Genomic DNA, 26,821 nt, shown 5'->3' with positions numbered 1-26,821 from the left:
TGACGTTTCTCGTTTTGATCTGGCCGATCAATCGTCTCAGCAAGCGCCTTGTCCGTCTCGCTGATGTAGGGAGAGTACACGCGCCGCAAGGATTGGCCAACACGAATCCAACGGAAACGGGCTGAATGTCGCGAATTGTCCCCTTGGGATGCGGAAAGCCCGAAACTGCCGTTGTCGGGCCGATCGAAGTTTCACAGCGAGGCGACGACGGAATCTTCTTGATTGGCGTTTTCGTTGATGATCGACGCGATCCGTTCGCCGCCAATCACCAGCGGGCAGACCACCTCATCGGCCCCCACCTTCAGCATTCGGTTGGCCAATTCGGGGTTCTCCGCAACGCTGATAACTTTCAATTCAGTGCCGAGTCCTTTGCCGCTGATCACGATCAACAGGTTGTCGAAGTCGGATTCGGTCGCGGCGACCAAGTGGGCTGCCTCCAGGATATTGGCATCGATCAACGCCATTTCGGATTTGGGATCGGCCTCGATCAGCGGAATGTCCGGAAAAAAACGCTGCGTCATCGCAACTTCAGCGGGCTCTTTGACGATCGCGGCGATCTCGTTGCCCTGCACTTTCAATTGATGAATCAGGGTGCGGGCGGTTGCTCCACCGCCACAAACGACGACGTGGTTGTTCATTTGGTTGATCTTCTTTTTGGTCCTAAGACGATGAAACTGTCCACTCAGCTGACCGTTCACCAAGAAACTGGTGATGCCCGCCGTCCAACATGCCATCAACACGATCGAGGCCAAGATCAGCGACGAGGTGAAGATGCGACCGTGAGGCGTCAACTCGTTGGTTTCGCCAAAGCCAACTGTCGACATGGTGATGATCGTCATGTAGAGCGAATCGGCAAACGACCAGCCTTCGATCGCGACGAACCCGATCGAACCGGTGACGATCAGGCAACTGACCAGGACGGTCAGCGTTCTTTGCAGACGGTACGTTTCCACGGCACTCTCTACGAAAGACAGATGTCGCGGATCGCTTCAAACTGCTCGCGACACTCGGCCGCTAAGTCAGGATCTTGGAAATCACAAAGCTCGCTCTCCATCTCAGAATCTTCGCTGAAAGCGTCCTCGCAAAATCCCAGTTGCCATTTTTTCGCCAGATAGGCGGCACAAATGAGTGTTCGGGAAAGCGGGTCGGTGGCCTCGTTGAGTGGCAGATGATGATTCGCGATGGTGATGCACATTTGGGTCGGCAACGACCATGCCACGCCGCATTGACGACCGAGCGTCGCGTGCGTGATCCCGTACGATTCGATTTCAGGCGCCAATGACTTTTCGTGTGGAGACTCGTCGAGCATGCCTGCGTATGCTTCACCGGCATGTTGAAAGAGAATCAGTTTGCCGATGTCATGGACAACGCCACACAAAAACGCTTCGTCCGGGTTGGTGGTCTTGGTCCGTTTGGCAATGAACCGGGCCGTCGTGGCGACGCCCAGCGACTGGATGTAAGTGTCCAGGCGATGTGCTTGGCAAGCTGCGTCTTTCGCCTTGAAAAGAGCCCCAGATGCCGACGCGATCGCTTGCTGGGCGACACAACGAAAACCGAGGACCACGACCGCGTGTCCGATCGTTGTGATCGCGCGACTTGCGCCGTAAATCGGGCTATTGGCGAGTCCCAGAACCTGAGAACTGATCGTCGGTTCACATTCGATCAGTTGAACGACCGCGGGCACGTTCGCCTCGGTTTGGTTCAGCGTCTCAACGAGTTGTGATGCGGTGGCGGAGAATCGAGGGATTTCGAACTGAAAGTTGGCTCTCTCGTTACAATCGACGGTCGGTTCGCACGGTGGGCAAGGAGTCATGGGTGCGAAACAGGGTCGGAGGAGGAGGGGTTGCAGAACGGATTCAGATTGGGTGATTCGTCGATCGCCTCGAAAGTCTAGGTCGCTAAGGATTGACGCAAATCAATCTCACCAGGGGATAACCGACATCGACCATTAGCGGGCTGTCGATTGAAGCCCGCATGCGTTAGCACGGGGCCACGCGGCGCCCCTCGCTGACACGTCGGGCTAGCATCGATCGCGATGCGGCTCGTGCTCTGTCCAGATTTGAATTTAGGGTTGCGTTTATCGAGCGGAAAAGGGGTCAGGTACCAAAAACCAAATGGCCCAACGGGTGCTTCGCATTTTTGGTACCTGACCCCTTTTCCGCGGCACCCTAAATCTAAAAGTTGACGGAGCACTAGGCGTCGGTGTTTTCCGTCGCTGCCGGCAGAGGTCGCGGTGGGGCGACCGTGTAGAGGCGTTGCAGTTTTTCGGGGTGCTCGATCCGCTGATTGAGCATCTGCTGACAGAGCGAATCGGCATCCGCCTCAGGCTTGACGCAGTTCAGCAAACCGTCTTCGGCCGCCAGTTGATACGGAAACAAACCATGTCGGCTTGCCAGTTCTGCCGCTCGCTGAAATGCCTCGATCGCCTGTTCCCGTTCCTCGGACTGACGTTTTTCGATTCCGCGGATCAGCGCGGCCAGCATCCGTCCATAGTCAGAGGTCTGGTTTTCCAAGCGACCGATGCAGGCTTCAACGACTGCGGGGTCGGTCAGCGGGCCGGCGGATGATTGGCCTCGCAGGTGAAGCGATACCAACGCCGTGAAGTAGTCCAGGGAAACACGGACCAGCAAGATCTGTCCGATCGGTGAGCTTTCGATGGACCGTCGCATCTTCATCACCAGCGGTGAGGCGGCGGCGAAGTCGCCCAGGTAAAGAGCTTGCTGAACGGTTTGCATCCACTGCAAGAAATCGATCAGCTCGACGATCCCGGTGTCGGTCTTGATGCGTTGGTTGTCCCGGCAAAGCTGTTGCAGTTCGGCGACGTTGTCGGACAACAGCAAGCCGTTTCCGCCATAGCCAATCGTTGCGACCAACTGCTGGTAGGAATCGTTGCGACGCTTGGCATCGTCGACCATCTCATGAACCATCGACTGCATTTCGTTCCAACGTCCGAGGTGCCAGTCGGCCCACAGACGTAACCATCGGGTGTGTGCGATTTCGAAACGCAGCGGTTTGGAATCGGCGATGAAATCGAGCACGCAGGAGTCGACGGCATCGGGGACGGCACTCCATCGCATCGCCAGCGACTCGGTGAATGCGATCCCGGAACGGATCTCCGCGGTGATCTTGCCGGCCGGTTGATGGTTCAGGCACGCCAGCAGGGAATCAAGGGATTCGCGGCTTTGAACTTGAACGCTGGTCTGGTCGGCGGACACCAGCGAGGTCCAGACATGTGCCATCGCGGCGAAATGAATCTGCTCGTTGGTCGATCCATGTTCCAGGGCTCGGTTGGCGCCGTGGAGCACCAACTGCAGCGTGCCTCGAAAGTCCAGCATCGCCATCGAACGACTGATCTCGCTACAGAAATGCAGTTCGCACGCTTCGACGGAATCTTGTTGCGGTGCAGGCTCATCGCCTGTTTCTCGATCGTCGGATTGCACCGCGTCTTGATGGTGCAACTCGAGTTCACTGATGTCGCTCAGTTGATCGGCCAGCCGGGCAAGTTGCGAGCGAACATCGGAAAGTGAGCATTCCCCGGAGCCCGGGGCGAAGGAAATCGAAAACTGGTCGGCCAGGTCAGCCAACAGCGGACGGGCGCGATCCATTTGCCCGCTTCGAAGCAACAGTTGCAGCGCCAGGGTTTGAAATCGCAGGCGTTCGTGCGTGTCGGTGGCCCCTTCGGAGAGCTCGAGATAGTAGTGGGCTGCTTTCTCGGGCAAATCGGCTTCGTGGAAACACCGTGCGGCGTCTCGCAAGTGTTTCTCGCGGGCATCCCCGGTGACTTGGCGTAGCACCTTTTCGTGCCATTCGCCTGCCTCGGACTTGGCAAAGGCGCGGTCGGCATTTTCGGCGGCCATGATCGCGAACGGCAATGCCCGGCCGTCCTGGTCGGCGGCATAATAATGGCCGGCAATGCGGGCGGCGAAATCACGCGGTCGATTGAGTTTGGACAACAAGTCCGCCCAGGCCAGATGGGCTTGGTGGAGTTCGTTGGTGTCCAGGTTTTCGATCAAACCGTCGGCAATCTTGTCATGAACGACGGTGATGCATTCTTTACCCGTGGCGTCGTCATTGACCAGACGTTGGTTGACCAATTCGAACACGGACACATCGACTTGTTCGCCTCGTCCGGTCAGATCCGCTAGCTGGCTGATCGAAACCGGGGCCGCCGCGGTCACGATGAAGGCGAGGATGGATTTGGCATCGTCGCTCAAACGGTCAAATCGGGCACGCCAAAATCGATCGACGTCGCCCAGGTTCGAGATCGAGGCGTCGTTGGATTCTTCGACCTGGTGTAGCATCCCTTCGGGGCGAAACTCTTCGGCCAGTTCTTGCAATCGGAAGGCGTTGCAGCGAGAGACGTCGACCAGTTCCTGTAGGCCGGCGGGATTGATGTTGGCATCCCAACGCGTCGCCGCGGTTTGCAAGAACGACAGCGCCGCGTCGGGTGGTAGCGGGCCGATGTAAATGCACTGGTCGGCTGCCTGGCGTTGATTGGTTTCCGGTTTTCGCGAGGAAGTGATGATTCCCAGGAAGCCATCGGTGTCCTTTTGCAACTCGTCCCAGACGGTGTCGCTGTCGTGGTCGGACCACTGGGTGTCATCGATGATGATGATCAGCGGGCCGACTTTGCGCAGTTCACGGCTCAGCCGAGACGCGGCCGAAAGTGCGTCGAGTCGTTCCGGAACCGCGGAGAACATGTCGGGCGTTTCGGCGAGGTCCGTGACGATGACGTGACGCAACTGGGGGAACGAATGGATAAGGATTGAGGCGCTGACCGGATCGAGTCTCAACGCATCGCGATCGGAACGGGAGTAACGCTGGGCGATTTGATCGGCGATTTGGTCCAACACCTGCAGCGTCTGGTTTTCGCGCGATCGGCACTTGACCCGAAACACCTGGCCCCAGTTGTTCTGTCGAAGTTGACGTTCCAGTTCATCCAGCAGTCGCGTCTTGCCCGCGCCCGCTTCGCCGTGGATGTGCAGCCGCCCGGTGCGGCCGCGATAGATTTCACGGATCCACCGCTCGCATTGTTCCAACTCCCGTTCGCGGCCGAACAGATGGTGCGTGGTCACCAAGCGAATCGGATTGTCATCGGTCTTCGTCATCGCGACGATTTCAAGTGATGACGGGCGTTTGGTACGGTCGGCATTGAGCATGCCGGCGACGGCCATTCGCAGCAGCGGTGGGACGTCTTCGTCCATGCCCGAGACGGCATCGGCAATCGTTTGCTCGTCTTCGTCACGCACCCAGTCGGCGAAATCGCCCTGACGCAGCCAGCGATCGCTTCCCGAGATCTCGTTCAGGCAATCCAGCATCACCAGCCCCAAGCTGAACACATCGCCCGCCGGGGTGTAACTTTGTTCCCATAACGCTTCCGGGGAAAAGTACCGCGGGGTCCCCGCGATGTAGGGACGCAGCCCATAGGGGTCGGTTTCCGGATCGCAGTTGGCGACCAATCCGTAGTCGACGATCACACCGTGCCCGTTCTTGCGGACCATCATGTTCGTCGGTTTTAAATCGCGATGCACCAGACCGCCGAAGTGCATGATCGCCAATCCGACGGCATAGTCGTGCAGCAGCGAATGAAGCCGCCGATAGGCTTCCGGCGGAGGCAGTTCTTTGAGCCGCAATGCCGCCGCATACAACGTCTCCCCTTCGATCTCTTCCATCGACAGCACGGTGTACTTCTCGATGATCTCGATCCGGTCGGTGCGGAGCAGGCAGGGGTGCCGAAACGGAGACATCCGGCGGAACCCGAGCTTGTTGCGATACAAATCGTGCGACGACATGCGGCACAGCAATTTGAGTGCGCAGCGCCGCTTGGCCAACAAGTCGTCGGCCGAATAGACAAATCCCGCCTTGCCACGACCGATCAACTCGCGAATGCGGAAATCGCCAAAGCGTTGGCCGGCCACCAGCGGCGAACTCATGCACGATTCAAGCGAGTTGGATAAACGCGTTTCGTCGTTGCGTGACGGGCGGCCCTGAGTTTCGTCAGACGGATTTGCAGGAGGGTTCTCTGGAGGTGCATCCATCGCGATGACGCTAGCCGTATGCTTGGATCGATTGAATCGAGTTCATTTGCTCGGCAACAACCGTTCGTTCGCCTCTCGGCAGCCCTCTTGGCCCTGATCGTTTGCCTCTGATCTCTTTGGTGGCGAAGCCCCGCCAAATTTTCAGACGCAGTATAAACGACTCGGTCGAACCGCTGGAGGCAAAATCCAGGTGTGCGCCAGAAGAAGTTGAATCGTGGCGTTTGCGCACATCGTGTCCCCGCAATGTTGCATCGTGGGGGGGCTGCCTTCCCTTTGTCGGCGGCCCGATTTGTCGCCCATCGCCGCCGCTCGCTTTCGATCAGAACGCAAAGACCGCGTACAGCGAAATGGCCAACAGGATCAGCCCGCCGCCGACGTAGGGAGCGGCTTTCCACGGAGTCAGGTCGACCGCCCCCACGTCTTGTTGGACGTAGGGTGTGCTGCGGCGGAACCCGACCGCGCCGAGAACCAACTGCAGCACGATCAGACCCAGAAACACGACGCCCATGAAGTGATACCCCGACCCGAAGGTCCCGATCACCCAGCCCTGCTCCGTTTCGCTTTGGCCACTTAAGAACGTCCCGATCGACATTGCGGTCAAGCCGACGATCAGCGTGATCAGCGCAGACATCCCGTCGACGGTGCGATTGGTCAAGCCGACCAACATGATCGCCAGAATGGGGATGAAGTAGACGCCATTGAGCTTTTGAAAGAAACCAAAAACCTCTTCACGGCCATGAAAAAACGTGGGGGCGGCGATCACGGCGAACACCGCGACGACGAAACTGCACAGCTGGCCGGAGAGCACGGCCTGGTGTGTCGACGCCTGTGGACGAATGAATTTCTTGTAGATGTCCAGGGAAAACAACGTCGCGCTGCTGTTGAGCACCGAGTTGAACGTTGACAGGATCGACCCGACGACCACGGCGGCAAAAAATCCCACCAACGACTCGGGTAAAACTGAAACCACGAGCGTGCCGTAGGCCCGGTTGGCCGCCCCATCGGTCGTCGCGCCGACGCGCTCGGCAAACTCGGGATTCGTGGCAACCAAGTACGCGGCCGCAATCCCAGGCAACACCAAAATCAGCGGCGCCAAAATTTTGAAGAACGCGGCCAACAGGACACCCTTTTGCCCCTCGGCCAGGTTTTTGGCGCCGAACGTGCGCTGAATGATTTGTTGATTGGTGGACCAGTAGAAAAAATTCAGCAGCAAGACCCCTGTAATGAGGGTCGGCCAGGAGACATCTTCGTCGGCCGATCCGAGCGAACGGAAGGCATCGGGGTCGCGGTCGGCGATCAGCGACAACGCGGTGAGTAAACTGCCGTCCTCCCCGGCGATCGTGGAGAGTGTGAAATAGGTGATCATCAATCCGCCGATCAGCAGCCCCGCACCGTTGAAGGTGTCCGAGACCGCCACCGCTTTCAATCCGCCCCAAATCGCATAGGCACCACCGACCGTTGCGATAAAAATGATCACCGTCCAGATCGTTTGGATCTGTGTCATGTTCAACCGCGATTCCAGTTCCAGCATTCCCGACAATCCGTTGGCCCCCAGGTAGAGCACGAAGGGCAGCAGGATCAGCATGTAGGCGATGACGAAGAGAAACGTCGTCAACGTTCGCACGCCACTGCCGTAACGCTCTTCAAAGAACTGTGGGATGGTTGCGATCCCGGATTTCAAATAACGCGGCAGAAACACCAACGCCAGGGCGACCAGGGAGATCCCCGCGACGACCTCCCAAGCCATCACCGAAAGTCCTTCGGTGAAGGCCGCTGCGTTGAGCCCGATCAATTGTTCGGTGGAAAGATTCGTCAGCAACAGCGAACCGGCGATGAAGACACCGGTCAGCGATCGGCCTGCCAAAAAGTAGCTCTCGTCTGTCGATTCGCCACCGCCGCGGGTGACCCACCACGTGGCAAACGCGACCAGGGCGGTAAAGAACAGAAAGGTTGCAATCGTCAATGGACCGTGCCGAAGCGAGAGAGGGGGCGGACCCGTAGCGAGGGGCAGGTGGGGCTGCGCTGGGTTGCGAGATGTTGGGCGGGATCGTCGTGGGTATCAGTTGGGATCGCTGAGCGGGATCCGTTTTCCGTCCAACGAATCGCTCCGCCGACAGGCATCGAGAATGCGCTGGGTTTGGACCGCGCGGTCAGCCAAGCCGTGATCGAGATTGCCGGAACGGGCAATCTCGTTGAACGTCCGCATCATCTGGACTTCTTGCGCGTTGGATTCACCGCTGTGGTATTCATCGCACTGGAACGTTTCGCTGCGACGACGGAAATTCCACTGGCAATTGTCGATCTGCAGCTCGTGACGATGGATTTGGTATTCGGTTTTGGAGTCGTACAACGGCAATACGAAGTCATCGATCGTCAGGTATCCGGAATCACCCGAGAGGGTCGCCAGTTGCTGGTTGGCGGTGCAGAACGAGCAAAAGAAACCGGCCGTCAGTCCGTCATCGAAAACCAGTTCGCCGGCGAATTCGCCTGGGACCCAATCGTCGGATCCTTCCCGTGTCAAACGGGTCAGGGTGCGTCCGGAGACTTCCAGGGGATCGCGGAAGCCGCTCGCCCACAGGATGAATCGAATGCAATACCAGCCCAGGTCGCCGAGACATCCGTGGGGTTCCAAAACGCTGTCGGTGCGAATGTTGGCGGATTGGAATTCCGAATCGCCGGCGAAGGAAAAGTGGGTTTGGATACGGCGGAGTTGGCCCAGTGCCGCCGATCGGACCTGTTCGCTGACGGCGTCGATCCGCTTGCCGTGGTCGAACATCACCCCGTCCATCAATTGAACGCCGTTGGCGTTGCAGGCGTCGCGCATCGCTTGTGCGTCGGCGGCGTTGACGGCGACCGGTTTTTCGATCAGCACGTGTTTTTTGGCTTCGGCGGCGGCAATCACCCATTCCTTTCGGCTGCCGGTCGGCATGGGGACGTAGACGGCGTCGATTTCGGCACAGTCCAACAGTGCCTGGTGTCCATCAAACGCCTCGGGAACCACGTCAAAGGGGGCTTCGTGTTGACAATCGGCGATGAATTGATCGGCTCGTTCGACCGATCGACTGGACACACCCCGGACGACGCCGTTGCCGCTCAATCGGATGGCTTTCCAGTTCTTCCTTGCAATATTAGCCGAGCTGAGGATTCCCCAACGACACTGCGCATTTGTCATCGCTGCTGATGTTCTCTAAACGTGTCCACTGCTGTGATTCCATCCGCTGTGATTCTACGAGCGGAGAATTCAGCAGCTTGGAACGAAGTCCAAGAAGATAACATGGAACACGACGGGCGCGCCGCCGACACGCCGGGATTGGGAAGAGATCTCACTGAATCGATAACCGATCTCACGCGGACCGCCGCAGGCGCAGCCGAGCCCGGATGTGATTGGGCCTGATGCGATCAGGCGTAGATGCGATCAGGCGTAGTCGGCGAATTCGACCTGGATGCGAACGATGTCGGCCGCGCCGGCGAAAAACGCGTCCAGCACGTCGGAATCGAAGTGGGTTCCGCGGCCTTCCTCGAGAATCGAGAAGCATTTTTCGCGCGGCATCGCTTTCTTGTAGGGCCGTTCGGAGGACAGGGCGTCAAAGACGTCTGCCACCGCGGTGATCCGGCCTTCGATCGGGATGTCATCACCGGCCAGTCCGATCGGGTAGCCCGTTCCGTCCACTTTCTCGTGGTGGGTTTGCGCGATGCTGGCCGCCAATCGCATCAGCGAGGTCCCGTCGGAGAGGATTTCCGAACCGGTTTGCACATGGCTGCGCATCGTCGCGGCGTCGTGGGCGGCGAAGGGCTTGATGATCTGGCGTCCGTGTTTGACGTGCCCCTTGATGATCTCGTACTCCTCCGGTTCCAGTTTGCCGGGCTTGAGCAAGATGGCGTCGGGGATCGCGATCTTGCCGACGTCATGAAGTTGGGCGGCCAGTTCGAGATCGTCGACGAAGCGTTCCGGCAGACCGAGGTTTCGGGCGATCACGCCCGCGTAACGGCCCACGCGGATGACGTGGTTTCCGGTGTCGTTGTCACGCAGCTCGGCGGCACGGGCCAGAGAGTAGATCACTTCACGACGCGATTTTTCCAGTTCCTTCGTGCGTCGCAACACGATCTTTTCCAGTTCTGCGGCATGATAGAACAACTGGTCATGGTACATCTTGCTCTGCAGTGCATTGCGAACCCGCGGTGCAAGTTCCATCGGGTCGATCGGCTTGATCAAAAAGTCCGTCGCGCCGAGTTCCAGGCAGCGCAATTTGACTTCGCTGTGAGTGTTCGCGGTCAAGATCAGCACGGGCAGACGCTTGAATTTTTCGACACTGCGGATCTGCGACAAGATCGAAATCCCGTCGACGTGCGGCATGTTGATGTCCAACAACACGACGTCGGGTTCGCGCGTGTGAATCATATTCATCGCGACCGTCGAGTCGGTGGTGGTTTCAAAATCGCTGTGCCCGGCCTGAGACAGGATTTTCTTGGCGATCAGCACGTTGGCGATCTCGTCATCGACGATCATGATCTTGCCCGGCGGGACATCCTGACGGCGTTCGACGCGAACCTGCGAGTCGAGGACCAAGGGGGCGTTGACCGCCGGGACCGGGATCCCCTGGTTGGACGATGGATGATTGATCGAGGAAACGTTGGAACTCATGGCACTCCGCCTAACGAAAGAAAGAATCTGCGGAACTCTTGGTTCGCGTGTGGTGGCCAGCGAATCCTATCAATCGCTTCGTCGGGGTTTGGCCGTTTTCCTCAATCCGGTCGAATCGGCTGTGCGGGTTCTGACCCATTGATCGGGTTTACCGGCTTCGTCGACGGGAAGACCGATCGTCCACAATCAGCGTCCGAAACCTCCTGTCGCACGTCGGTGCATCGATCCGCCAGGTGTGGGCGGTGGTGTCCAGCGGAGGCCATTGTGTGGTAGGTTCATCGCTCAAGCGATCGCACCAAAAAGGAGACATTCAGGATGCAAAAACGCCCACTTGGAAATACCGGTTTGGAACTGTCCGTGCTCGGATTCGGAGCCTCATCGATCGGAGCCGAGTTCCGCCCGATTGATGTGTCGGAGGCGCTGCGATGTGTGAACGTCGCGCTGGATCGTGGCATGAACTACATCGACACCGCGGCCTATTATGGACGCGGAATGAGCGAAATCATGCTCGGACGCGTGCTGCCGCAACTGCCGCGTGATTCCTTTTATCTGAGCACCAAACTGGGCCGTTTCGCTCCCAAACACTTCGACTTTTCAGCCCGCCGTGTCGCCGAAAGCATCGATATTTCGCTCGAACGAATGCAGCTGGACCATCTGGACATGGTGTTCTGTCACGACATCGAATTCGTGGACCTGGATCAAATCGTCAATGAAACCATCCCCGCCCTGAAAAAAGAGGTGGAAAAGGGCAAGGTTCGATTTGTCGGCGTCAGCGGATACCCGATGAAAATCTTCCACGAGATGATTCGGCGCAGCGAGCTGGATGTCATTTTGACCTACAACCACTACACGCTACAGAACGACATGGCGCTGAGCCTGGTCGAGCCCTGTCGAGACGCCGGCGTCGGGCTGATCAACGCGGCTCCGTTTTCGGCGCGGCTGCTGACCGACGCCCCCTTGCCGTCGTGGCACAAGGCCACCGATCAGGTGCGTGAGGTCGCCAAGGCGGCCGCCACCCATTGCCGCGAGCGGGGATCGGATATCGCAAAGTTGGCGCTGCAGTATTCCGCCGCCAACGAATCCTTCGCCAGTTGCGTCGTCGGATCGGCGAACCCCGATCGCGTCGCCGGTTGGTGCGATTGGCTCGACGAACCCCTGGACGAAACCCTGGTCGCCGAAGTCAAAGAGATCCTCAAACCGATTCACAATTGGGTCTACGTCGAGGGACGTCCCGAAAACAACGACAAGTGAGGTTTCAAGTTTCAAGTTTCAAGTTTCAAGTTTCAAGTTTCAAGTTTCAAGTTTCAAGTTTCAAGTCCTGAGTCCGCTCCTTGTCTCCGTCTCTCCCTGTCTCTCCCAATCCCCCTACCCCCCTGTCACATGAAATCTTGCATTACCATTTCGTTGGTCGAAGAAGCTCGCGGTGGGCCGTTCGTCCTGTGGGACGGACTTGAAAAATCGATCGCGTTTGCCGGCGAACTCGGTTACGACGCCGTCGAAATCTTTGCCCCCTCGGTGGAATCGTTGAACTTGGATTCGCTCGGCAATCTGCTCGACGGCGCCGGCGTTCGACTGGCCGCACTCGGTACCGGTGCCGGTTGGGTGAAACATCGGCTGCAGTTGGCCGATGCCGATGCGAAGAAACGGTCCGACGCCCGCGCGTTTGTTCGCACCATCATCGACGCGGCCGGCGGATTCGGCGCGATGGCGATCATCGGGTCGATGCAGGGTCGCAGTGACGCCGAGGTCGATTCGCCAACCGCCCGGGCGTACCTCGCCGAGGCGCTCGAAGACGGCGGGGAGCATGCCAGCCAGTACGGCGTGCCGTTGATCTATGAGCCGCTGAATCGCTACGAGACCAATCAGTGCTGCACCGTCGCCCAAGGCGTCGAACTGCTGCAATCGCTGTCGACCTCCAATGTGCGATTGCTGTGCGACCTGTTTCATATGGGCATCGAAGAGACCGACATCGCCGATGCCTTGACCCACGGCGGTGACCTCGTCGGCCACATTCACTTCGTCGACAGCAACCGCCGGCCGGTCGGATGTGGTCACATGCAGTACGGACGCATCATCGAGGCGTTGCGGGCGATCGACTACCAAGGCTACTTGTGCGCCGAAGCGTTTCCGTGGCCCGATCCCCACGAAGCCGCCCGTCAAACCATGCGGGCGTTTCGTTATTGGACCCAGACCGACTGATGCTAGGCCGAGGCGAGTGACGCCGTGGGGTCGACATAGTCGTGGTGCGAACCGACCAATTCGGATTCGCTCTCATCGGTCGCCGGCGAAACCGTTCCGAAGTACAGCAGGCAGGTCACTGCGATTCCCATGCTGATCAGCGTCCAGAACGGCTGGTACGAAGGCCCCAGTTCGGTCTGAGATAAAAAGACCGTTGCGCCCGACCAGCCGCTGTCCGCGATGCGGCCCAGTGAAACCGATAACGCATTGTTGGTGAAGTGGATCAGGATGCAGGGGAGGATGCTTCCGGTTCGCAGCGTGATCCAGCCGAGTGCGACGCCCATCACGGACGCGGCGATCGATTGTTGCAGCACGCCGTGTGAGATGCCGAACATGACGGCGGTCAACACCACCGCGCGGAGTTTGCCTTTTTCGCGAACCAGTCCGCCGAAGATGAATCCTCGAAACGCGAGTTCTTCGCAAACCGCCGGCACCAACGCCATCAGCAGCACGACGGCCGCCCAGGGAGCCGATGCGATCTGTTCGGCGAAGGGTTTCATCGCCGCGGCCGCTTGCTCGCTGACCGGATAGACGTGGTTGATCATCTTGGACAGCATCACGTAGCTCGGGTGCAGCGTGATGCCGAACAAGACCGCCAGCGGTAGTGTGGTCCAGTGCGGCATCCGCAGTCGCAAACTCTGGCGGACGGAGGTCGTCAGCATCGTCGCCATGATCAACGCCGGGAACACGATCAGAACCTGGGGCATCATCACCAGTTTCGCGATGCCGGCAAAGTCCTTCGGCATTTCCGAAATCGTTAACCGGGCAAAGAACAAGGTGACCAGCACGATCGCCCCACAGGCGTAGGCCTGCGCGGGGGTGGCCGCGATTTGTCGATCTCGCCACAGGTGCCGCACCCACATCCCCAGTTCCCATTGTTCGCCGCCGCCGAACAACACCGCTTCGTCTTCGAATTGGCGTCGGGCCCAGCGGGCGGCCAGCCACAGACAGGTACCGGTGACCGTTGCCACCATCGGAACATAAAACAATGCGGTCCCATACTGGCCTTCGACCAAGGCGCGGACCAGCAAGAACATCCCCGAGACGGGAATCAGGCTGGTGCCGATATTTAACGTAGTCCCGGGCAGCATCGGCAACATCACCAATGGCAATGTCACCATCATCAGCGGCATCAAATAGTACTGGCCCTCTTTGCTGCTCTGGGCCATCGCCGCGACCGCGAGGGCAAGCGCGCTGAACAGGCACGACAGGGGTACGAGCGCGACGAACAACCAAAGCATCGGCACCAGTGGCGGTGAGCCCAATGCGGCGCCGGCACCGCCGACACCCATGTGTTGAAAGACCAGTGAGCTGGTCAGCAGCATGCTTCCGGCGTTGAGCAGGGCCGTCAACATGCTGAACGAAGCGACCGCGCCCAGTTTTCCCCAGACGATTTCGCTGCGCAGCGCGGGGCTGCACAGCAGCGTTTCCAGCGTTCCCCGTTCTTTCTCTCCGGCCACCAGGTCGACGGCGGGATAGAACGCTCCCGTCATCGCCCAGACGAGCATGATGAACGGCAGCAGCTTGCTCCAGAACGCCGCTTCACGCGTCCGTTCGGGCGCGATGTCGGTGTCGGACCACTCAAAGGGCAGTAACATTTCGGCATCGATGCCGACGCCGGACAAACGCTCTTTGATCCATTCGCCTCGCCAGGACGCCAGCACGCCGGCGACACGTTGTCTGGCGACGACGGACTGGTCGCTGCCCACGTTGAACAACAGTTCGATGTCCGAGTCGCGGTTCTCCTCTGCCGAGGTCGACTTCGAGTCTGTCCCGACCAGGTCGCCCATCAGTTCGTTGTCTTTGAAGGCGGGCGGGATCAACACGACCAAATCAAACGCACCGGTCTTGACCCACTCGTTGGCTTTGTCACGAACCGGTCGATCGGCCGACAGTTCGTCCCAGCGATAGGTCAGAAGTTCCAGCGAATCAGGTTGCTCGATCAATTCGGGGGCAAACGTTTCGCCCTCGAACAGTGGCGGTGCCCCTTCGATGTTCTCGGTGCCGATGACGCAGACCGAGGTCGGGTTTTGGCGGGTGAACTGGGCAATCTGCAACAGCAGCATGCCCACCAGCGGATACAGCATGATGGGCAGCACGGCGATGGTGAACAGCGTTCGGCGGTCGCGCAGCTGGTCCCGCATCTCGCGCATGTAGATCAGCCAGACCGCGGACGCGCGAGGCTTGCCTGCCAGTTCAGCTTGTCGTCGAATCGCTCGGGACGAATCGCTCATACCAGTTGTTCTCCCACCCCATGGTTGGCCGCCGACGCATGACCGATTCGTCCGCCGACGCGCATCTCTTGTTCGTGTTGGCTGAGCAACCCAAAGAACAGCTCTTCAAAGTCATCTTCGCGATGGCGGTCTCGAAGTTCTTCGAGGGTGCCGCTGTCGAGAATCTTGCCGCAATACATGATCGCAATCCGATCGCACAACCGTTCCACTTCACTCATGATGTGCGTCGAGAAGATCAGGCACTTGCCGGCTTCACGCAGCGATCGAATCACGCCCAGCAGATTGCGGGCGACCAGCACATCCAAGCCCAACGTCGCTTCGTCAAACACCAGCACGGGCGGGTCGTGAATCATCGCCCGTGCGATCGAAACCTTTTGCTTCATCCCCGTGGACATCTTGCCGCCGGGGACATCGCGAAAGTCGTTCATTCGCAATTGATCAAACAGGTCTTCCAAACGTTTTTTTAATGTGGTGGACTTCATCCCGTGAAGTCGCCCGAAATACTCCACCATCTCCCAGGCGGTCATGCGGTCGTAGATGGCCGTGTTGTTGCTGACGAACCCGATGTGCCGCCGGACTTCGGCCGAATCGCGAACCACGTCATACCCGGCGACGGTGGCGATGCCTTCGGTCGGTTCGAGCACCGTGCTCAAGATCCGCAGCACCGTGGTTTTGCCCGCCCCGTTCGGCCCCAGCAAACCAAAAATCTCGCCCTTTTGCACCGAAAACGAGATGCCGTCAACGGCCACGAACCGGCCACGCTGGAGATCCTCATACGTCTTGGTCAGATGTTGAACGTGGATCATGCGAAAAAGCGGGCCCAAGGTGCGGTCTGTCTGAAATGGCTTCTCGAAGCTAGCTCATTGAATGGTCCGTGTGTTTCAAATCCCGCGGCACCACGATGGGATCGACTCATCCTCCGCGGCACAACCGACAGAAACGGCAACGCTTATGGGGGGGCGTCTGCGACAGACGCGCGAGTTTTCTTCTGACCGGTCGACGGATTACACTCGCACTTGACGCGTTACCTATTACTACTGATGAACCTGCAGCATCTTCCTGTCGTCGCCGGCGGCGCCGTTCCATGCCGAAATCACCGAAGTTACGATCCAATCTCAAGGCCGCTGATCGCCGCCGTCGCCGCCGAAATTTGGCCGGTCGCGGTCACGACCGGCCGACCGCCCCAAGCGACGTGAATCGACGTCCGACGGACGGTGTCGATGTCCCCCAACTGCTGATCGAAGCCGTGCTCAGCATCGCTGAACGAGAGGCCGCGCTCAACGATTCCGCGGTGGTCGGGGCGCTGCGGGCGATCAAAAACGGATCCACCTCGCGATCCGCTTACACCCAAGCGGTCTGTGAAGAGATGATCCGCCGGCTTGAAGCCGCGGCAGTCGGCGAGCCGCAGCGGCGGAAATCGGCAGGCGAATTGTTGACGATTGCGTTGGACAACACGGATTCTGAGTCACCGGATCGATTGATTCGCTACCTCGCGCTGATCGCGTCGTGATCACCGGTTCTTCATCTGTGCTTCACGCGATCTTCATGGTCGGGCCAATGGCAGGAAAGCTGCAACGATTCGGGGGAACGGGACGGCGAATCGAGTCAAGGTGTATCGATGGTGACGGTGTTGCGAATTGATCGGCAAACAACGGTCGAACGCGTCGTCAGAGTGGGGGATCCGTGTTAGCGGCAAAACTATGTACACCGACGCATTGTTTCATGCCGCACGCGACGATGGCTGAACTGGGAGAGGGGCGTTTCCCGAGCCTGCTCCCATCAACTTAGGACGAGTGGCTAATCAGGTACTGATGGATCGGTACCTCACGCTCGTCGCGACTGTTCACGGACGACAACGAAGCGATGAAAAAGACTCATGGTGCGCGCTCGCGGCGATTCTCGCTCGCGCTGGCGCTGGCAACGTGCTTCGGCACTGCGGCGGTCAACGCCGACAACACTTTTGCCGACGATACTTTTTTCGGCATGCCGGCCGACCACGCGGCGCCGGTCTATCAAACCGCCCGATTGAATCCGCTCGATGATGCCGGGCTGATTGATTCGGGGGTCGAGCCGTCCGCATCCGATGCGGTTGTCGACGGCGGAACCGTTCCCTTGAAGGACTACGAAAAGTTGCTCGGCCGCGTCGGCGATTTGGAGTCGTCGTGGGAAAAGTACCAAGACAAGCTGAAGAGCGACTCCGACGCCAAAAAGAAGAAGCCGTCGTACAAGCTCAACGGACGGATTCACCTGGACAATTGGAACTTCCTCGACAGCGATGCGGGGATCAACGAATTGGAGACGGGTGATCCGACGGACGATCCGGAAGACCGTTGGGACTTCCGTCGGATTCGTCTGACCTGGACCGGCGACGTGCCCGGCAACATGGAGTACCGCATCCAGATCGACTTCAACAATCCCAGTTCGGCGGAGATCAAGGACGTTTATTTCGGGTTCAATGAGCTTCCGCACAACCAAACCCTGTTGATCGGCAATCAAAAACGACCCATCGGTCTCGATCACCTCAACAGTAGCCGTCACAACGTGTTCGCCGAACGACCGTTGGCGGTGGAAACGTTCAACGAAGACGCCCGTCGGTTGGGTGTTTGCATGTACGGCCTGACCGATGACGAATCGCTCCACTGGCGATACGGTGCGTTTCTGTTGGAAAACATCAGCCAAGACGGACGCTATCGCGGTGACTTTGACGAATGCGGTTTGTATGGTCGTCTGTCGGGCAGTCCCTGGTACGACGAAATCAGTGGCGGGCGCGGCTATTGGCACTGGGGGATCGCCGGGTCGGTCAACCAAACCGATGGCGACGGCCAATTGGACAATGACCAAAACGCCAACGAAGGACGTTTTCGAACGCGACCGTTGGCGCGAAGCGATTCGCGATGGTGGGACACCGGGCGGATCCTCGGTGCCGAGGGCTACCAACAACTTGCCTTTGAGTCGATGTTGAACATCGGCGCGCTTCAGATCACCGGTGAGTACTTCACCACCTGGATGCAGCGTGACGCGTTGGGCGGGTTCAACGGCAGCAACCTGACATTCCATGGCGGCTACCTGTTCGCGCACTACTTCCTGACCGGAGAGCACATTCCGCTGAAGCGAAGTTCGGGAACGATCGATCGCGTCAAACCCTTCGAAAACTTCTTCGTCGTCGATCGCTGCACCGGCGGCACCGGGAGGGGTTGGGGTGCGTTGGGCATGGGGCTGCGTGCGGACTACCTGGATTTGTCTGATTCCGATATCCGCGGCGGACAAGGGTATGCGTTGACGGCCGGTCTGAACTGGTACTGGACCGCGTACTCCAAGATCCAAGCCAACATGGTGATGGGTGAAATCGAGAATGCCGGCCAAGGTCGCTCGGCCGTGCCGCTGGCCGCCGGGATCGATGGCGACTTCAGCATCCTCGGTTTCCGCTACATGATCGACTTCTAACGATCCGTTCAATGTCAGACGCCCCAACGGGTGTTTTCACAAACCACTCCATTTCAAGAAGAAGTCATGTCCATTCAAAAAAACATTCAGGCCGCCCTGTTGCTGACCGCCGCGCTCTGTCTGCTCGATTGCCACAGTGCGTTTGCCCTCGGCGGTAAACTGCTCGATCAAACCGGCTGTGCGTGCTGCCCCGTGTGCGACCATGTTTGCAAACTCGATGCCGAACAGGTCGAAGAGGAAAAGACGTGTTTCACCGTCGAATCCAAAGCGATCTGTATTCCACGAGTTGTCTTTCCGTGGCAGAAAGCCAAGAAAGCTGCCTGTGCGTCGTGCACCGCCTGCGACGGACTCGGCTGTACCGCGTGTGTGCACAACGGAGCCCGTGTCCGCAAGGTCTGCGTGCTGAAGACTGAAAAGTACAAGTGCCCCGCCTGCGAGTACACCTGGACGGCGGAAAAGAAGGATCGCTGCGGCTGCTGCCCCGGTTCGTGTGCAGGTGCCTGTGGGGGCGGAACGGGCTGCGATAGCGGATGTGCCGCCGCCCCGCTGGCATTGCAGCCTAGCCAAGCATCGGTGCTGCCGGCACCGGTCGCTGAGCCCGCGGTGGATGCACCCGTCGAGCTACCCGTCGAGCTACCCGTCGATGCGGCGGACTATTATCGGTCTCCGTCAGAAGCTTTGCCGACACCGCCGGCGGCCCCGCCGGCACCCGTCGCCGAGTGATTGCCCAATCGAAACTCCCGGTTGGTTCCATTGCCTCGTCGTTGCCCATTGGCAACGGCGAGGTTTTTTTGTGGAGCGTGGTCGGGGGGCAGCATTGCAATGCCCCCGAGAACGCATCGAACGCCTACATTAGACACTCCTTCTACCGTAGAACCTGTCAGGAGACCGCTGCATGTCCCGAGCGTTATTGGTGATCGATGTTCAACGTGAGTATTTCGACGGAGCACTGCCGATTTCTCATCCCGCCGGACACCTCGAACGCATTCTGGAGGTGATGGATCGAGCGGCCGAAGCGGGCGTGCCCACCGCCGTCATTCGCCACCACCAAGCCGATCCCGAATCACCGATTTTTCGCAAGGATTCAGAGATGTGGCAATTGCACCCCGACGTCCAATCGCGCCCCCGCGATGTGCTGATCGACAAGCAATGGCCCGGATCGTTTACCGGAACCGAGCTGGAGGATTGGCTGAAGAAAACAGCTGCCGACACGATCAGCATCGCCGGATACATGACCCACATGTGCTGTGACACGACCGCCCGCCAAGCCTTTCATCGCGGTTACAAGGTGGAGTTCTTGCGTGACGCGACCGGCACACTGACGGTGGAAAACGAAGCCGGCAAGGCGACCGCGGAACAGCTGCATCAATCAATTCTGGTCGCGCAGCAAATGTTTATCAGTGAAGTGATCGGCAACGAGGCTTGGATGCAACGTGTGGAGTGAAGCTCTAGTAGGCAGCCGTTTATCGCGAGCCTACGGGCCCTCAACTAAGGAAGCCACGCTTAACTGAGTGGTGTAGGGCTTTAATCGACAGGCCGAACCGCCACCGGTCGGTGGGCGGGAAGCTGGGCTTTGAAATCGCCGAGGGAATGCCAATGATGCGTCTGATTCAAGTCGACTTCGGCAATCGCGATCGTTCCGAACTCGTCGGCGGCGGCCAGGGCGGTGCCGTCGAGTCCGTAGATCGCTGATCGAATCCAGTTGTCGGTCGACTTGGTGTACGTGCTGCTGACCAGGTAGACGTGGTTTTCACACGCCCGCGCTTGGGCCAACAGTGGATTGCATCCCCAAACCGGCCAGGCGATGACGTCAGCGCCGTTGTTGGCCAGTTCCCGCGCGACTTCGGGAAAGAAGCCGTCGTAGCAGACCATCATGCCGACCTTGCCGAAGCGGGTCGAGAAGACCGGGTATTCGTTTCCGGGCATGATGCCGCCTTCGATTTCGCTGCGGGGCAAGCAGACCTTTCGGTACTTGCCGACGATGTTACCGTCGGGGCCCAACAGGACGGCGACGTTGTAAATCAAATGCCCGTCGCGTTCGAGCAGTCCGGCGACAATGTACAGGTCATGTTGCTTGGCCAGTTCGGCAAAGTAGTCCGTCGACGGTCCGGGGATCGGCTCGGCAGCGTCGGCATAGGTTCCCTTCGTGCCGTAGTAGGTCAAGGTTTCCGGTAGCACGACCAGGTCGGCGTCTTGCTTGGCGGCTTGTTCGATCAACGGCGCGAACTGGCGGCATTTGTCCATCGAGGTTTCGCCGCCGCGTGGTTGGTAGTGGATGGTCGCCAGGCGAACCAGGTTCTTCGGCGGAGCCGGTGCCGTTTCCAGCCGAGCCTGCTTCCAACGGACCGACGAATGCGGATCGCCCCACCGAAAATGCAGTTCGATCGTCGCCGTGGTTGCGTCGGGCGGTGCCAGATAGACGCCCGCCAGTTCGTCCCAGCCGTCACGTGTTCCCACCACCGCGGGAAACTCCGGTTCCGACTGTGGCCGAATCCCTCGGCGAAAGGCGTCGATGGCCGGCGCGGCATGTTTGACTTTTTGGCCGTTTGGGTCACGCCACAGCACTCGTGCGATCGCGGAGCGGCGGGGGTGTTCGATCCCGTCGGTTTTTCTCAGCACCGAGAATTGGTAGTGCCGACCGCCGACGACGGGGACGCTGCGTCGCCAATGCCCGCTGAGCCCCTGGCGATCGTCCGCTCGGATGATGAGTTCCAGCCCGGCCGGGTCCCCGTCGGCGGAGGGCGACGTTTGAAAGATCGGTTGGATCTCCTCCCGTGGGGCCAAGCTCATCCAACCTTCCGCCGTCGCGTCCTCGGCTGCCGATAGCGTGGATCCCAGCAAGGCCAGCGCGACCAACAAGACCAGCGGGAAACGATTCAAACCCATCAGATTTCTCCACGGAAACAAGGACCAATCCACCAGATTCTAAGAGCTGTTGGGATCCCGGTGTGGATCTCCCGAAGCGAAACTCCCTGTGGAAACCGCTGAACGAACGCCTCACTGGCACCCCCAACGTGTACGCGGTGCAGTATTGATTTCCCGCGTTTGACCCGCTTTTGTCTGCTCAAACAGCGGCTCCCCTCTACCCGGGTGCAAGGTGCACGGGGAGGGCTGGGGATCAGGCCCTTGCTGGTCTGACCTCTCAAAATTATCCTACCGGGCTCAAATTTCAGGACTTTCTTTCCCTTTCACGGTCAAAACCGGACTGATGCCCAGCCCCACTCAGCGACACGTTCTCTCCGCACTGGTCCAGAACGTTCCCGGGGTACTCGCCCATATTTCTGGGATGCTTGCCTCGCGTGGCTTCAACATCGACTCGCTCGCAGTCGGTGAAACCGAAAACAAAACGCTCTCTCGCATGACTTTTGTCGTCGTCGGCGACGATCGAGTGCTGGAGCAAGTACGCAAGCAGTTGGAGAAGATTGTCACGGTCGTCCGTGTCATCGATGTCAGCAGTCGCGATTTCGTCGAACGGGATCTTTTGCTGTTGAAGGTCCAAGCCCCTTCGGGGCCCAAGCGGGCCGAAATTCGTGAGCTGGTCGATATCTTTCGCGGACGCATCGTCGATGTCGGGCCGGAAGAGCTGATGATTGAGATCAGTGGCCGAGAGAACAAAGTCCAGGCGTTCATCGAACGCGTCCGCCCCTACGGGATCACCGAGTTGGTGCGAACGGGCCGCGTCGCGATGGTACGCAGCGATTCGGACATCTCCATCGCTGACGAAGCCGCCAAGGCGACCGCCTGATTTCTCCCTCGGAATTCCTTCCCTACCACCTTTCCAATCACCTCGAGACCATTTCATCATGGCAGCCACCATTTACTACGACAACGACGCCGACCTTTCGCACCTCAAAGGCAAAACGGTCGCGATCCTCGGCTACGGATCCCAAGGCCACGCCCAGGCACAGAACCTGCGTGACAGCGGCGTCAATGTCATCATCGGCCAACGCCCCGGTTCGGCCAATTACGACCTGGCCGTTTCCCACGGCTTTGAGCCCAAATCGATCGCGGACGCCACCAAAGAAGCGGACGTGATCAACATTCTGCTGCCCGACGAAGTGCAGGCCGATGTCTACCGCGACGCCATTCTGCCGAACCTTTCCAAAGGCAACGTGCTGATGTGTTCGCACGGATTCAACATCCACTTCGGGCAGATCGCTCCTCCCAAAGGAATCGACACGCTGCTGGTCGCACCCAAGGGCCCCGGTCACCTGGTCCGCAGCGAATATGAAAAAGGCGGCGGCGTCCCGGCGTTGATCGCGTTGGGCGAAGACGCGTCGGAAACCACTAAGCAAATCGGTTTGGCCTACGCCAAGGGGATCGGCGGAACGCGAGGCGGTGTGATCGAGACCTCGTTCATGGAAGAGACCGAAACGGACCTGTTCGGCGAACAAGTCGTGCTCTGCGGCGGCGTCAGCGAACTGGTCAAGGCCGGTTTTGAAACCCTCGTCGAAGCCGGTTATCAGCCCGAGATGGCGTACTTCGAGTGCATGCACGAGCTGAAACTGATCGTCGACCTTCTGTACCAGGGCGGACTCAGCTACATGCGTTACAGCATCAGCAACACGGCCGAGTACGGCGATTACGTCACCGGTCCCCGCATCATCACCGACGAAACCAAGGCCGAGATGAAACGCGTCTTGGAAGAGATTCAAAACGGCACCTTCGCCCGCAACTGGATCCTGGAAAACCGTGGCGGCGCCGCGTTCTTCAAAGCCACCCGACGACGCGAACGAGACCACGGTGTCGAGCAGATCGGACGTGGGCTGCGAAAAATGATGTCCTGGATCGAAGAAAAAGAAGTCTCCTGATCATCGGCCCAGGCCCCGACGGGGCATCGCGGTGAAGCATTTTTTAGCGGTAGGGCGCGAGCCCTCCGGTGTTTCGGGAACGATGAGGGACCGGAGGGCTTGCGCCCTGCCGCTATCGTCTCGCAAAACGCAGGGGAAAATGCTTCGCAGCGTTACCCCCTGAAGGGCCTGCTGCACCGGACGATGACAACGGCTCGGGTTTCCTGACAGCAGGGAACCCGGGCTTTTTTTGTGTCGTCGGATTGCTCTCGCAATGAGCCGCCAGAATCCGCACAATGCGGGTGCTTCATTTCGCTCCCTCGCTCGCCCCGGCGTCTAGCCGGCCTCCAGCACCATGTCAGCATCCACCCTCGCCGCAACGCGTTTGCCCTCGGTTTCAGAAATCACGCAATTGCAAATCGACACCGTGGCCGCTTGGCACCAGGGGCCGATCGAGAATCCCTATGACGGGTTCAAGCAACTCGTGTGCACCCAGCATGAATACAACTATCGGCTGTGGCACCAGGAAGACATCGCCCGCAGCCCGACCGCCGACGATGTCAAGATTGCCGAAGTGAAACGGGCGATCGACAAGCTCAATCAACAGCGAAACGACATGATCGAAAAGCTGGATGATGCGATCACCGAACTGCTCCGCACGCTGCATGTCCAACCCGCCCCCGCCGCGCCGATCAACACCGAAACCGCCGGCAGTGCGATCGACCGTTTGTCGATCATGTCGCTGCGACTGTATCACTATCGCGAGCAACTCGATCGTGAAGATGCCGATGCGAATCACCGCGCCATGGTCGCCGCTCGAATCGATCTGTGCCAACAACAGCACACGGATCTTTCCAATTCGCTGCAAGAATTACTGGTCGACATCTTCGACGGAAAGAAGCAACACAAGACGTATCGTCAAATGAAGATGTACAACGATCCGTCGCTCAACCCGGAAATCTACAAGTCGTAAGAAGTGACGGTCTGCCGGCGGAGCGTTGGCCGATTCAAACGGTCGACGGGTCGACGGAGTGTTCGGTTTGCGGGTTGCCGGGCAGGATCACCGCGCCGTCGCGAAGCTTTCCGGTCGGTCGGGGTTTGTTGTTCGGCGCGCCGTTGACCCGCTGATTCGGTGGCACCACGACGCCACAGCTGACGACAAACTGGATCGCTTCGTCGACCGTCATGTCGATATCGATCGTATCGCTGCGCCGGACCGTGACGGTGAACCCCGTCATCGGCATCGGGCTGGTCGGCATCAGCACGCTCATCATTTCTTCACCCGTGGCGTCGTGCAATTGACGGACGCTGTTGCCGGTGACGAACCCCAATGACCAGATGCCCTTGCTGGGATATTGAACCGCGACGACGTTGTTGAACTCGATTTCACGTTCGCTGAACGCAAAATCGGTGACCTGCTTCACGCTGCCGTAAACCTTGTTGACGAACGGGATGCGCAAGATCGCTCCGTCGAAGCCGCGGAAAAACCAGCGGCCGAGGCGAAACGTGAACAGACGTCCCATGAAATACAGGACCGTCAGGAACACGATCAGGAAGACCGGGACGACGTACTTTCGCTGCATCCAAGTGATCTGGATGTAGCGATGCCAGTAGGCGTTTGCCGAAACCAGCGGTTTGGCGTCGGTCCCGAACTTGTCCGCGTTCTCGTTGACCCTGTCGACGATTTCTTTGGGCAAGTAACGTCGCCCCGTCGGATCCGGGACGTACTTGCTGTAGCCCAGCAGCGTGTAGGTGCTGAAGCCGCCGCCAGGTTCGGGGACCGCCCCTTCAGGAACTGTGCTCAGCGTGCCGTCAAAGTATTCGGCACCCCACACCAGTCCCTCTTGGACGATCCACTCGGTCGGACGCAGCACGTACGTTTCGATCGTTCGCCACGCCCAAATCAGGACCAGAATGGTCAGCAGCGGCGGCAAAACGACCCCCAGGCCGCGAACCAAAATGTTTCGCACGCTCACCGTTCGAGAAGCATGAAAGTTTTCGTCGTGATCGGTCACAGCGGGTGTGGTTGAATCAGGCAAAGCAATGGAAAAAGGTTGTGAGTAGAACTGTACGCTACTGGGTCAAGTCTGGATTGGAATTCCCGGGGCCGCCTTCGGACGTAGCGGCCCCTAACCCTCACAGTATGCACAATCGGCATGTTCGCAAGAATCATCGCATTGAAAAACCCGTCTTCCAGCCCGCCACGCCTCCGCCACGCTTTGAATTTGCCGAAACTTCGCGAACTGCCTGCATTAAGGCGCTTCGGCCCCTCGACGGAATTCTTAGTAGCAATTCCCCGAAAACTCGACACTCGGTCATCCCGAGCAGGCGCGTGCAACGACCGCGACGGTCACACGGCGTGCCCCGGCTTGTTTGAGCACCTTCGCGTTTTCCCCTGCGGTGGCGCCGGTTGTCATCACATCGTCGATCAACAGCACGTGTTTGCCTGCCAGCGACCGCCGTTGCCAGGGTCGCCAGGGCGTCCGCGAGGTGCGAAACGCGCCGCTCACGTTCGCAATCCGCTCCTTTTCCCCCAACCAAGCCTGCTTGTTGATCTTGCGTGTGGTCGCCAGCAAGTCCGCGTAGGCCACGCCCGGCCAGTCCCGGCCCAGGGCGCGGGTGACCGATCGGGCCAGCACACGGCTGCCGCCGGCCCCCCGCTGAATACGACGCCACAGATGCGACGGGACGGACGTGATCAAGTTCGGAATGTCGGATTCAGCGTTGTTGCCGTCGTCTGATGGCGGTTCAATGACCTCTCGAATGCGGCGGGCCAAGCGTCGTGCCAATGCGTCGGCAAGCGAAATCTGGCTGCCGTACTTCGCCGCCACGACCGCGCTGCGTACCAACCCGTCGTAGCTCCACAACGCGATACAGCCGTCAAAGGCGTAGGTTTCCCGTTTGCATCGCGGGCAGCGGTCGAGCGGGGGCGGTTGTTGACCTGGCGGATCCGCCGCGGCCAGGGCGAAAGGAGCAGCCCCCCGATGGTTTGCCCCCGCAGTGCCAGCTCCAGCAGTACCAGCGCCAGGGTGCCCGCAGCGCAGGCAGGCCGATCGCATCAGTGATTCGCTCGATTCGAGTTGTGGGCGGCAATCGGCACAAAAATCTCGCTCCGGCGCGATGCAGGCGTCGCACAACCGACAGGTCGACGGCAGAACCAATTCCAACGCTTGCCGGCCCAGTTGACCCCCGAAACGGGCGCCCCGCTCGAGGAGCCGCAGCCGTCGGGCGGCCGGGGCGGCGTTTGGAGGGGAACTGTCTGCACCCATGATCAGGCAAAACAAAAATTGATTTATTTTCGCGCGAACCTTTCTTTGAGGGCTCGCTCTGTACGATCAACTACCACAGGTCGGTGAGTTTTCACTGGCTTTTGGGGTCGACGTGCGTTACCGTTAACGCAGGTCGGCAGACCCTCGGCCAGCGGCATGTTAATGC

General features: G+C 59.2%; 20 protein-coding genes. 9 read left to right on the top strand and 11 right to left on the bottom strand.

The window, feature by feature from the left end:
- Window positions 1–191: 191 nt before the first annotated feature.
- The 6 genes from TBK1r_RS31515 to TBK1r_RS31490 form a co-directional block, all read right to left on the bottom strand.
- Window positions 192–953: a potassium channel family protein gene (locus TBK1r_RS31515; RefSeq protein WP_145219364.1), complete on the bottom strand. Its 762-nt coding sequence runs from the start codon at window positions 951–953 to the stop codon at window positions 192–194.
- Between the two features lie 8 nt (window positions 954–961).
- Window positions 962–1,813 carry an HDOD domain-containing protein gene (locus TBK1r_RS31510; RefSeq protein WP_145219362.1) on the bottom strand — a complete coding sequence of 284 codons (852 nt, stop codon included), beginning with the start codon at window positions 1,811–1,813 and terminating at the stop codon, window positions 962–964.
- A 379-nt stretch (window positions 1,814–2,192) separates the two neighbouring features.
- A complete protein-coding gene (locus TBK1r_RS31505; protein WP_419580584.1) occupies window positions 2,193–5,933 on the bottom strand; it encodes a protein kinase domain-containing protein in 3,741 nt (1,246 codons plus the stop codon).
- A 424-nt stretch (window positions 5,934–6,357) separates the two neighbouring features.
- Window positions 6,358–8,001: a solute:sodium symporter family transporter gene (locus tag TBK1r_RS31500; RefSeq protein ID WP_145219358.1), complete on the bottom strand. Its 1,644-nt coding sequence runs from the start codon at window positions 7,999–8,001 to the stop codon at window positions 6,358–6,360.
- Between the two features lie 96 nt (window positions 8,002–8,097).
- A complete protein-coding gene (locus TBK1r_RS31495; protein ID WP_145219356.1) occupies window positions 8,098–9,210 on the bottom strand; it encodes a Gfo/Idh/MocA family protein in 1,113 nt (370 codons plus the stop codon).
- A 243-nt stretch (window positions 9,211–9,453) separates the two neighbouring features.
- Window positions 9,454–10,680, bottom strand: coding sequence for an HD-GYP domain-containing protein (locus tag TBK1r_RS31490; RefSeq protein ID WP_145219354.1), 1,227 nt, complete (start codon window positions 10,678–10,680; stop codon window positions 9,454–9,456).
- A gap of 315 nt (window positions 10,681–10,995) precedes the next feature.
- Between TBK1r_RS31490 and TBK1r_RS31485 the strand changes: the two genes are divergently transcribed.
- Both TBK1r_RS31485 and TBK1r_RS31480 read left to right on the top strand, forming a co-directional pair.
- Entirely contained in the window at window positions 10,996–11,931 is a 936-nt protein-coding gene (locus TBK1r_RS31485) for an aldo/keto reductase (protein WP_145219352.1), read from the top strand.
- A 129-nt stretch (window positions 11,932–12,060) separates the two neighbouring features.
- Window positions 12,061–12,879 (top strand): sugar phosphate isomerase/epimerase family protein, encoded by an 819-nt coding sequence (locus TBK1r_RS31480; RefSeq protein WP_145219350.1) that lies wholly within the window; start codon window positions 12,061–12,063, stop codon window positions 12,877–12,879.
- Window positions 12,880–12,881: 2 nt separating this feature from the next.
- On the opposite strand, the gene TBK1r_RS31475 is transcribed toward TBK1r_RS31480, so the two are convergent.
- Both TBK1r_RS31475 and TBK1r_RS31470 read right to left on the bottom strand, forming a co-directional pair.
- The gene (locus TBK1r_RS31475) at window positions 12,882–15,152 is read right to left on the bottom strand and encodes an ABC transporter permease subunit/CPBP intramembrane protease (RefSeq protein WP_145219348.1); all 2,271 of its coding nucleotides are present in this window, start codon (window positions 15,150–15,152) and stop codon (window positions 12,882–12,884) included.
- Window positions 15,149–15,958, bottom strand: coding sequence for an ATP-binding cassette domain-containing protein (locus TBK1r_RS31470; protein ID WP_145219346.1), 810 nt, complete (start codon window positions 15,956–15,958; stop codon window positions 15,149–15,151). Before TBK1r_RS31470 ends, TBK1r_RS31475 begins: the two co-directional genes overlap by 4 nt.
- A gap of 278 nt (window positions 15,959–16,236) precedes the next feature.
- On the opposite strand from TBK1r_RS31470, the gene TBK1r_RS31465 reads away from it, so the two are divergent.
- The 4 genes from TBK1r_RS31465 to TBK1r_RS31450 all read left to right on the top strand — a co-directional run bounded on the left by TBK1r_RS31465 (window position 16,237) and on the right by TBK1r_RS31450 (window position 20,040).
- Window positions 16,237–16,662, top strand: coding sequence for a hypothetical protein (locus TBK1r_RS31465; RefSeq protein ID WP_145219344.1), 426 nt, complete (start codon window positions 16,237–16,239; stop codon window positions 16,660–16,662).
- Window positions 16,663–17,015: 353 nt separating this feature from the next.
- Window positions 17,016–18,596: an OprO/OprP family phosphate-selective porin gene (locus tag TBK1r_RS31460; RefSeq protein ID WP_145219342.1), complete on the top strand. Its 1,581-nt coding sequence runs from the start codon at window positions 17,016–17,018 to the stop codon at window positions 18,594–18,596.
- 66 nt (window positions 18,597–18,662) lie between these two features.
- Window positions 18,663–19,319, top strand: coding sequence for a hypothetical protein (locus TBK1r_RS31455; protein ID WP_145219340.1), 657 nt, complete (start codon window positions 18,663–18,665; stop codon window positions 19,317–19,319).
- A 172-nt stretch (window positions 19,320–19,491) separates the two neighbouring features.
- Window positions 19,492–20,040: a cysteine hydrolase family protein gene (locus TBK1r_RS31450; RefSeq protein WP_145219338.1), complete on the top strand. Its 549-nt coding sequence runs from the start codon at window positions 19,492–19,494 to the stop codon at window positions 20,038–20,040.
- A gap of 80 nt (window positions 20,041–20,120) precedes the next feature.
- Here the strand turns inward: TBK1r_RS31450 and TBK1r_RS31445 are convergent, their stop codons facing one another.
- Window positions 20,121–21,482, bottom strand: coding sequence for a carbon-nitrogen hydrolase family protein (locus TBK1r_RS31445; RefSeq protein ID WP_145219336.1), 1,362 nt, complete (start codon window positions 21,480–21,482; stop codon window positions 20,121–20,123).
- A gap of 322 nt (window positions 21,483–21,804) precedes the next feature.
- Between TBK1r_RS31445 and ilvN the strand changes: the two genes are divergently transcribed.
- From ilvN to TBK1r_RS31430, 3 genes are all read left to right on the top strand, one after another.
- On the top strand, window positions 21,805–22,341 hold the full coding sequence (gene ilvN, locus TBK1r_RS31440; protein ID WP_145219333.1) for an acetolactate synthase small subunit: 537 nt from the start codon (window positions 21,805–21,807) through the stop codon (window positions 22,339–22,341).
- 58 nt (window positions 22,342–22,399) lie between these two features.
- A complete protein-coding gene (gene ilvC, locus TBK1r_RS31435) occupies window positions 22,400–23,407 on the top strand; it encodes a ketol-acid reductoisomerase (protein ID WP_145219331.1) in 1,008 nt (335 codons plus the stop codon).
- A gap of 334 nt (window positions 23,408–23,741) precedes the next feature.
- Entirely contained in the window at window positions 23,742–24,359 is a 618-nt protein-coding gene (locus tag TBK1r_RS31430) for a DUF4254 domain-containing protein (protein ID WP_145219329.1), read from the top strand.
- 34 nt (window positions 24,360–24,393) lie between these two features.
- Here TBK1r_RS31430 and TBK1r_RS31425 read toward each other — a convergent pair whose 3' ends face one another.
- Both TBK1r_RS31425 and TBK1r_RS31420 read right to left on the bottom strand, forming a co-directional pair.
- Window positions 24,394–25,356 carry a DUF502 domain-containing protein gene (locus TBK1r_RS31425; RefSeq protein WP_419580583.1) on the bottom strand — a complete coding sequence of 321 codons (963 nt, stop codon included), beginning with the start codon at window positions 25,354–25,356 and terminating at the stop codon, window positions 24,394–24,396.
- Between the two features lie 345 nt (window positions 25,357–25,701).
- Window positions 25,702–26,655 (bottom strand): ComF family protein, encoded by a 954-nt coding sequence (locus TBK1r_RS31420; protein WP_145219327.1) that lies wholly within the window; start codon window positions 26,653–26,655, stop codon window positions 25,702–25,704.
- Between the last annotated feature and the right edge of the window lie 166 nt (window positions 26,656–26,821).

This window comes from Stieleria magnilauensis (genome assembly GCA_007753675.1).
Lineage (GTDB): Bacteria > Planctomycetota > Planctomycetia > Pirellulales > Pirellulaceae > Stieleria > Stieleria magnilauensis.
Note: the sequence above shows the minus strand (reverse complement) of the source record. Positions and strands in the feature narration are given on the sequence as shown.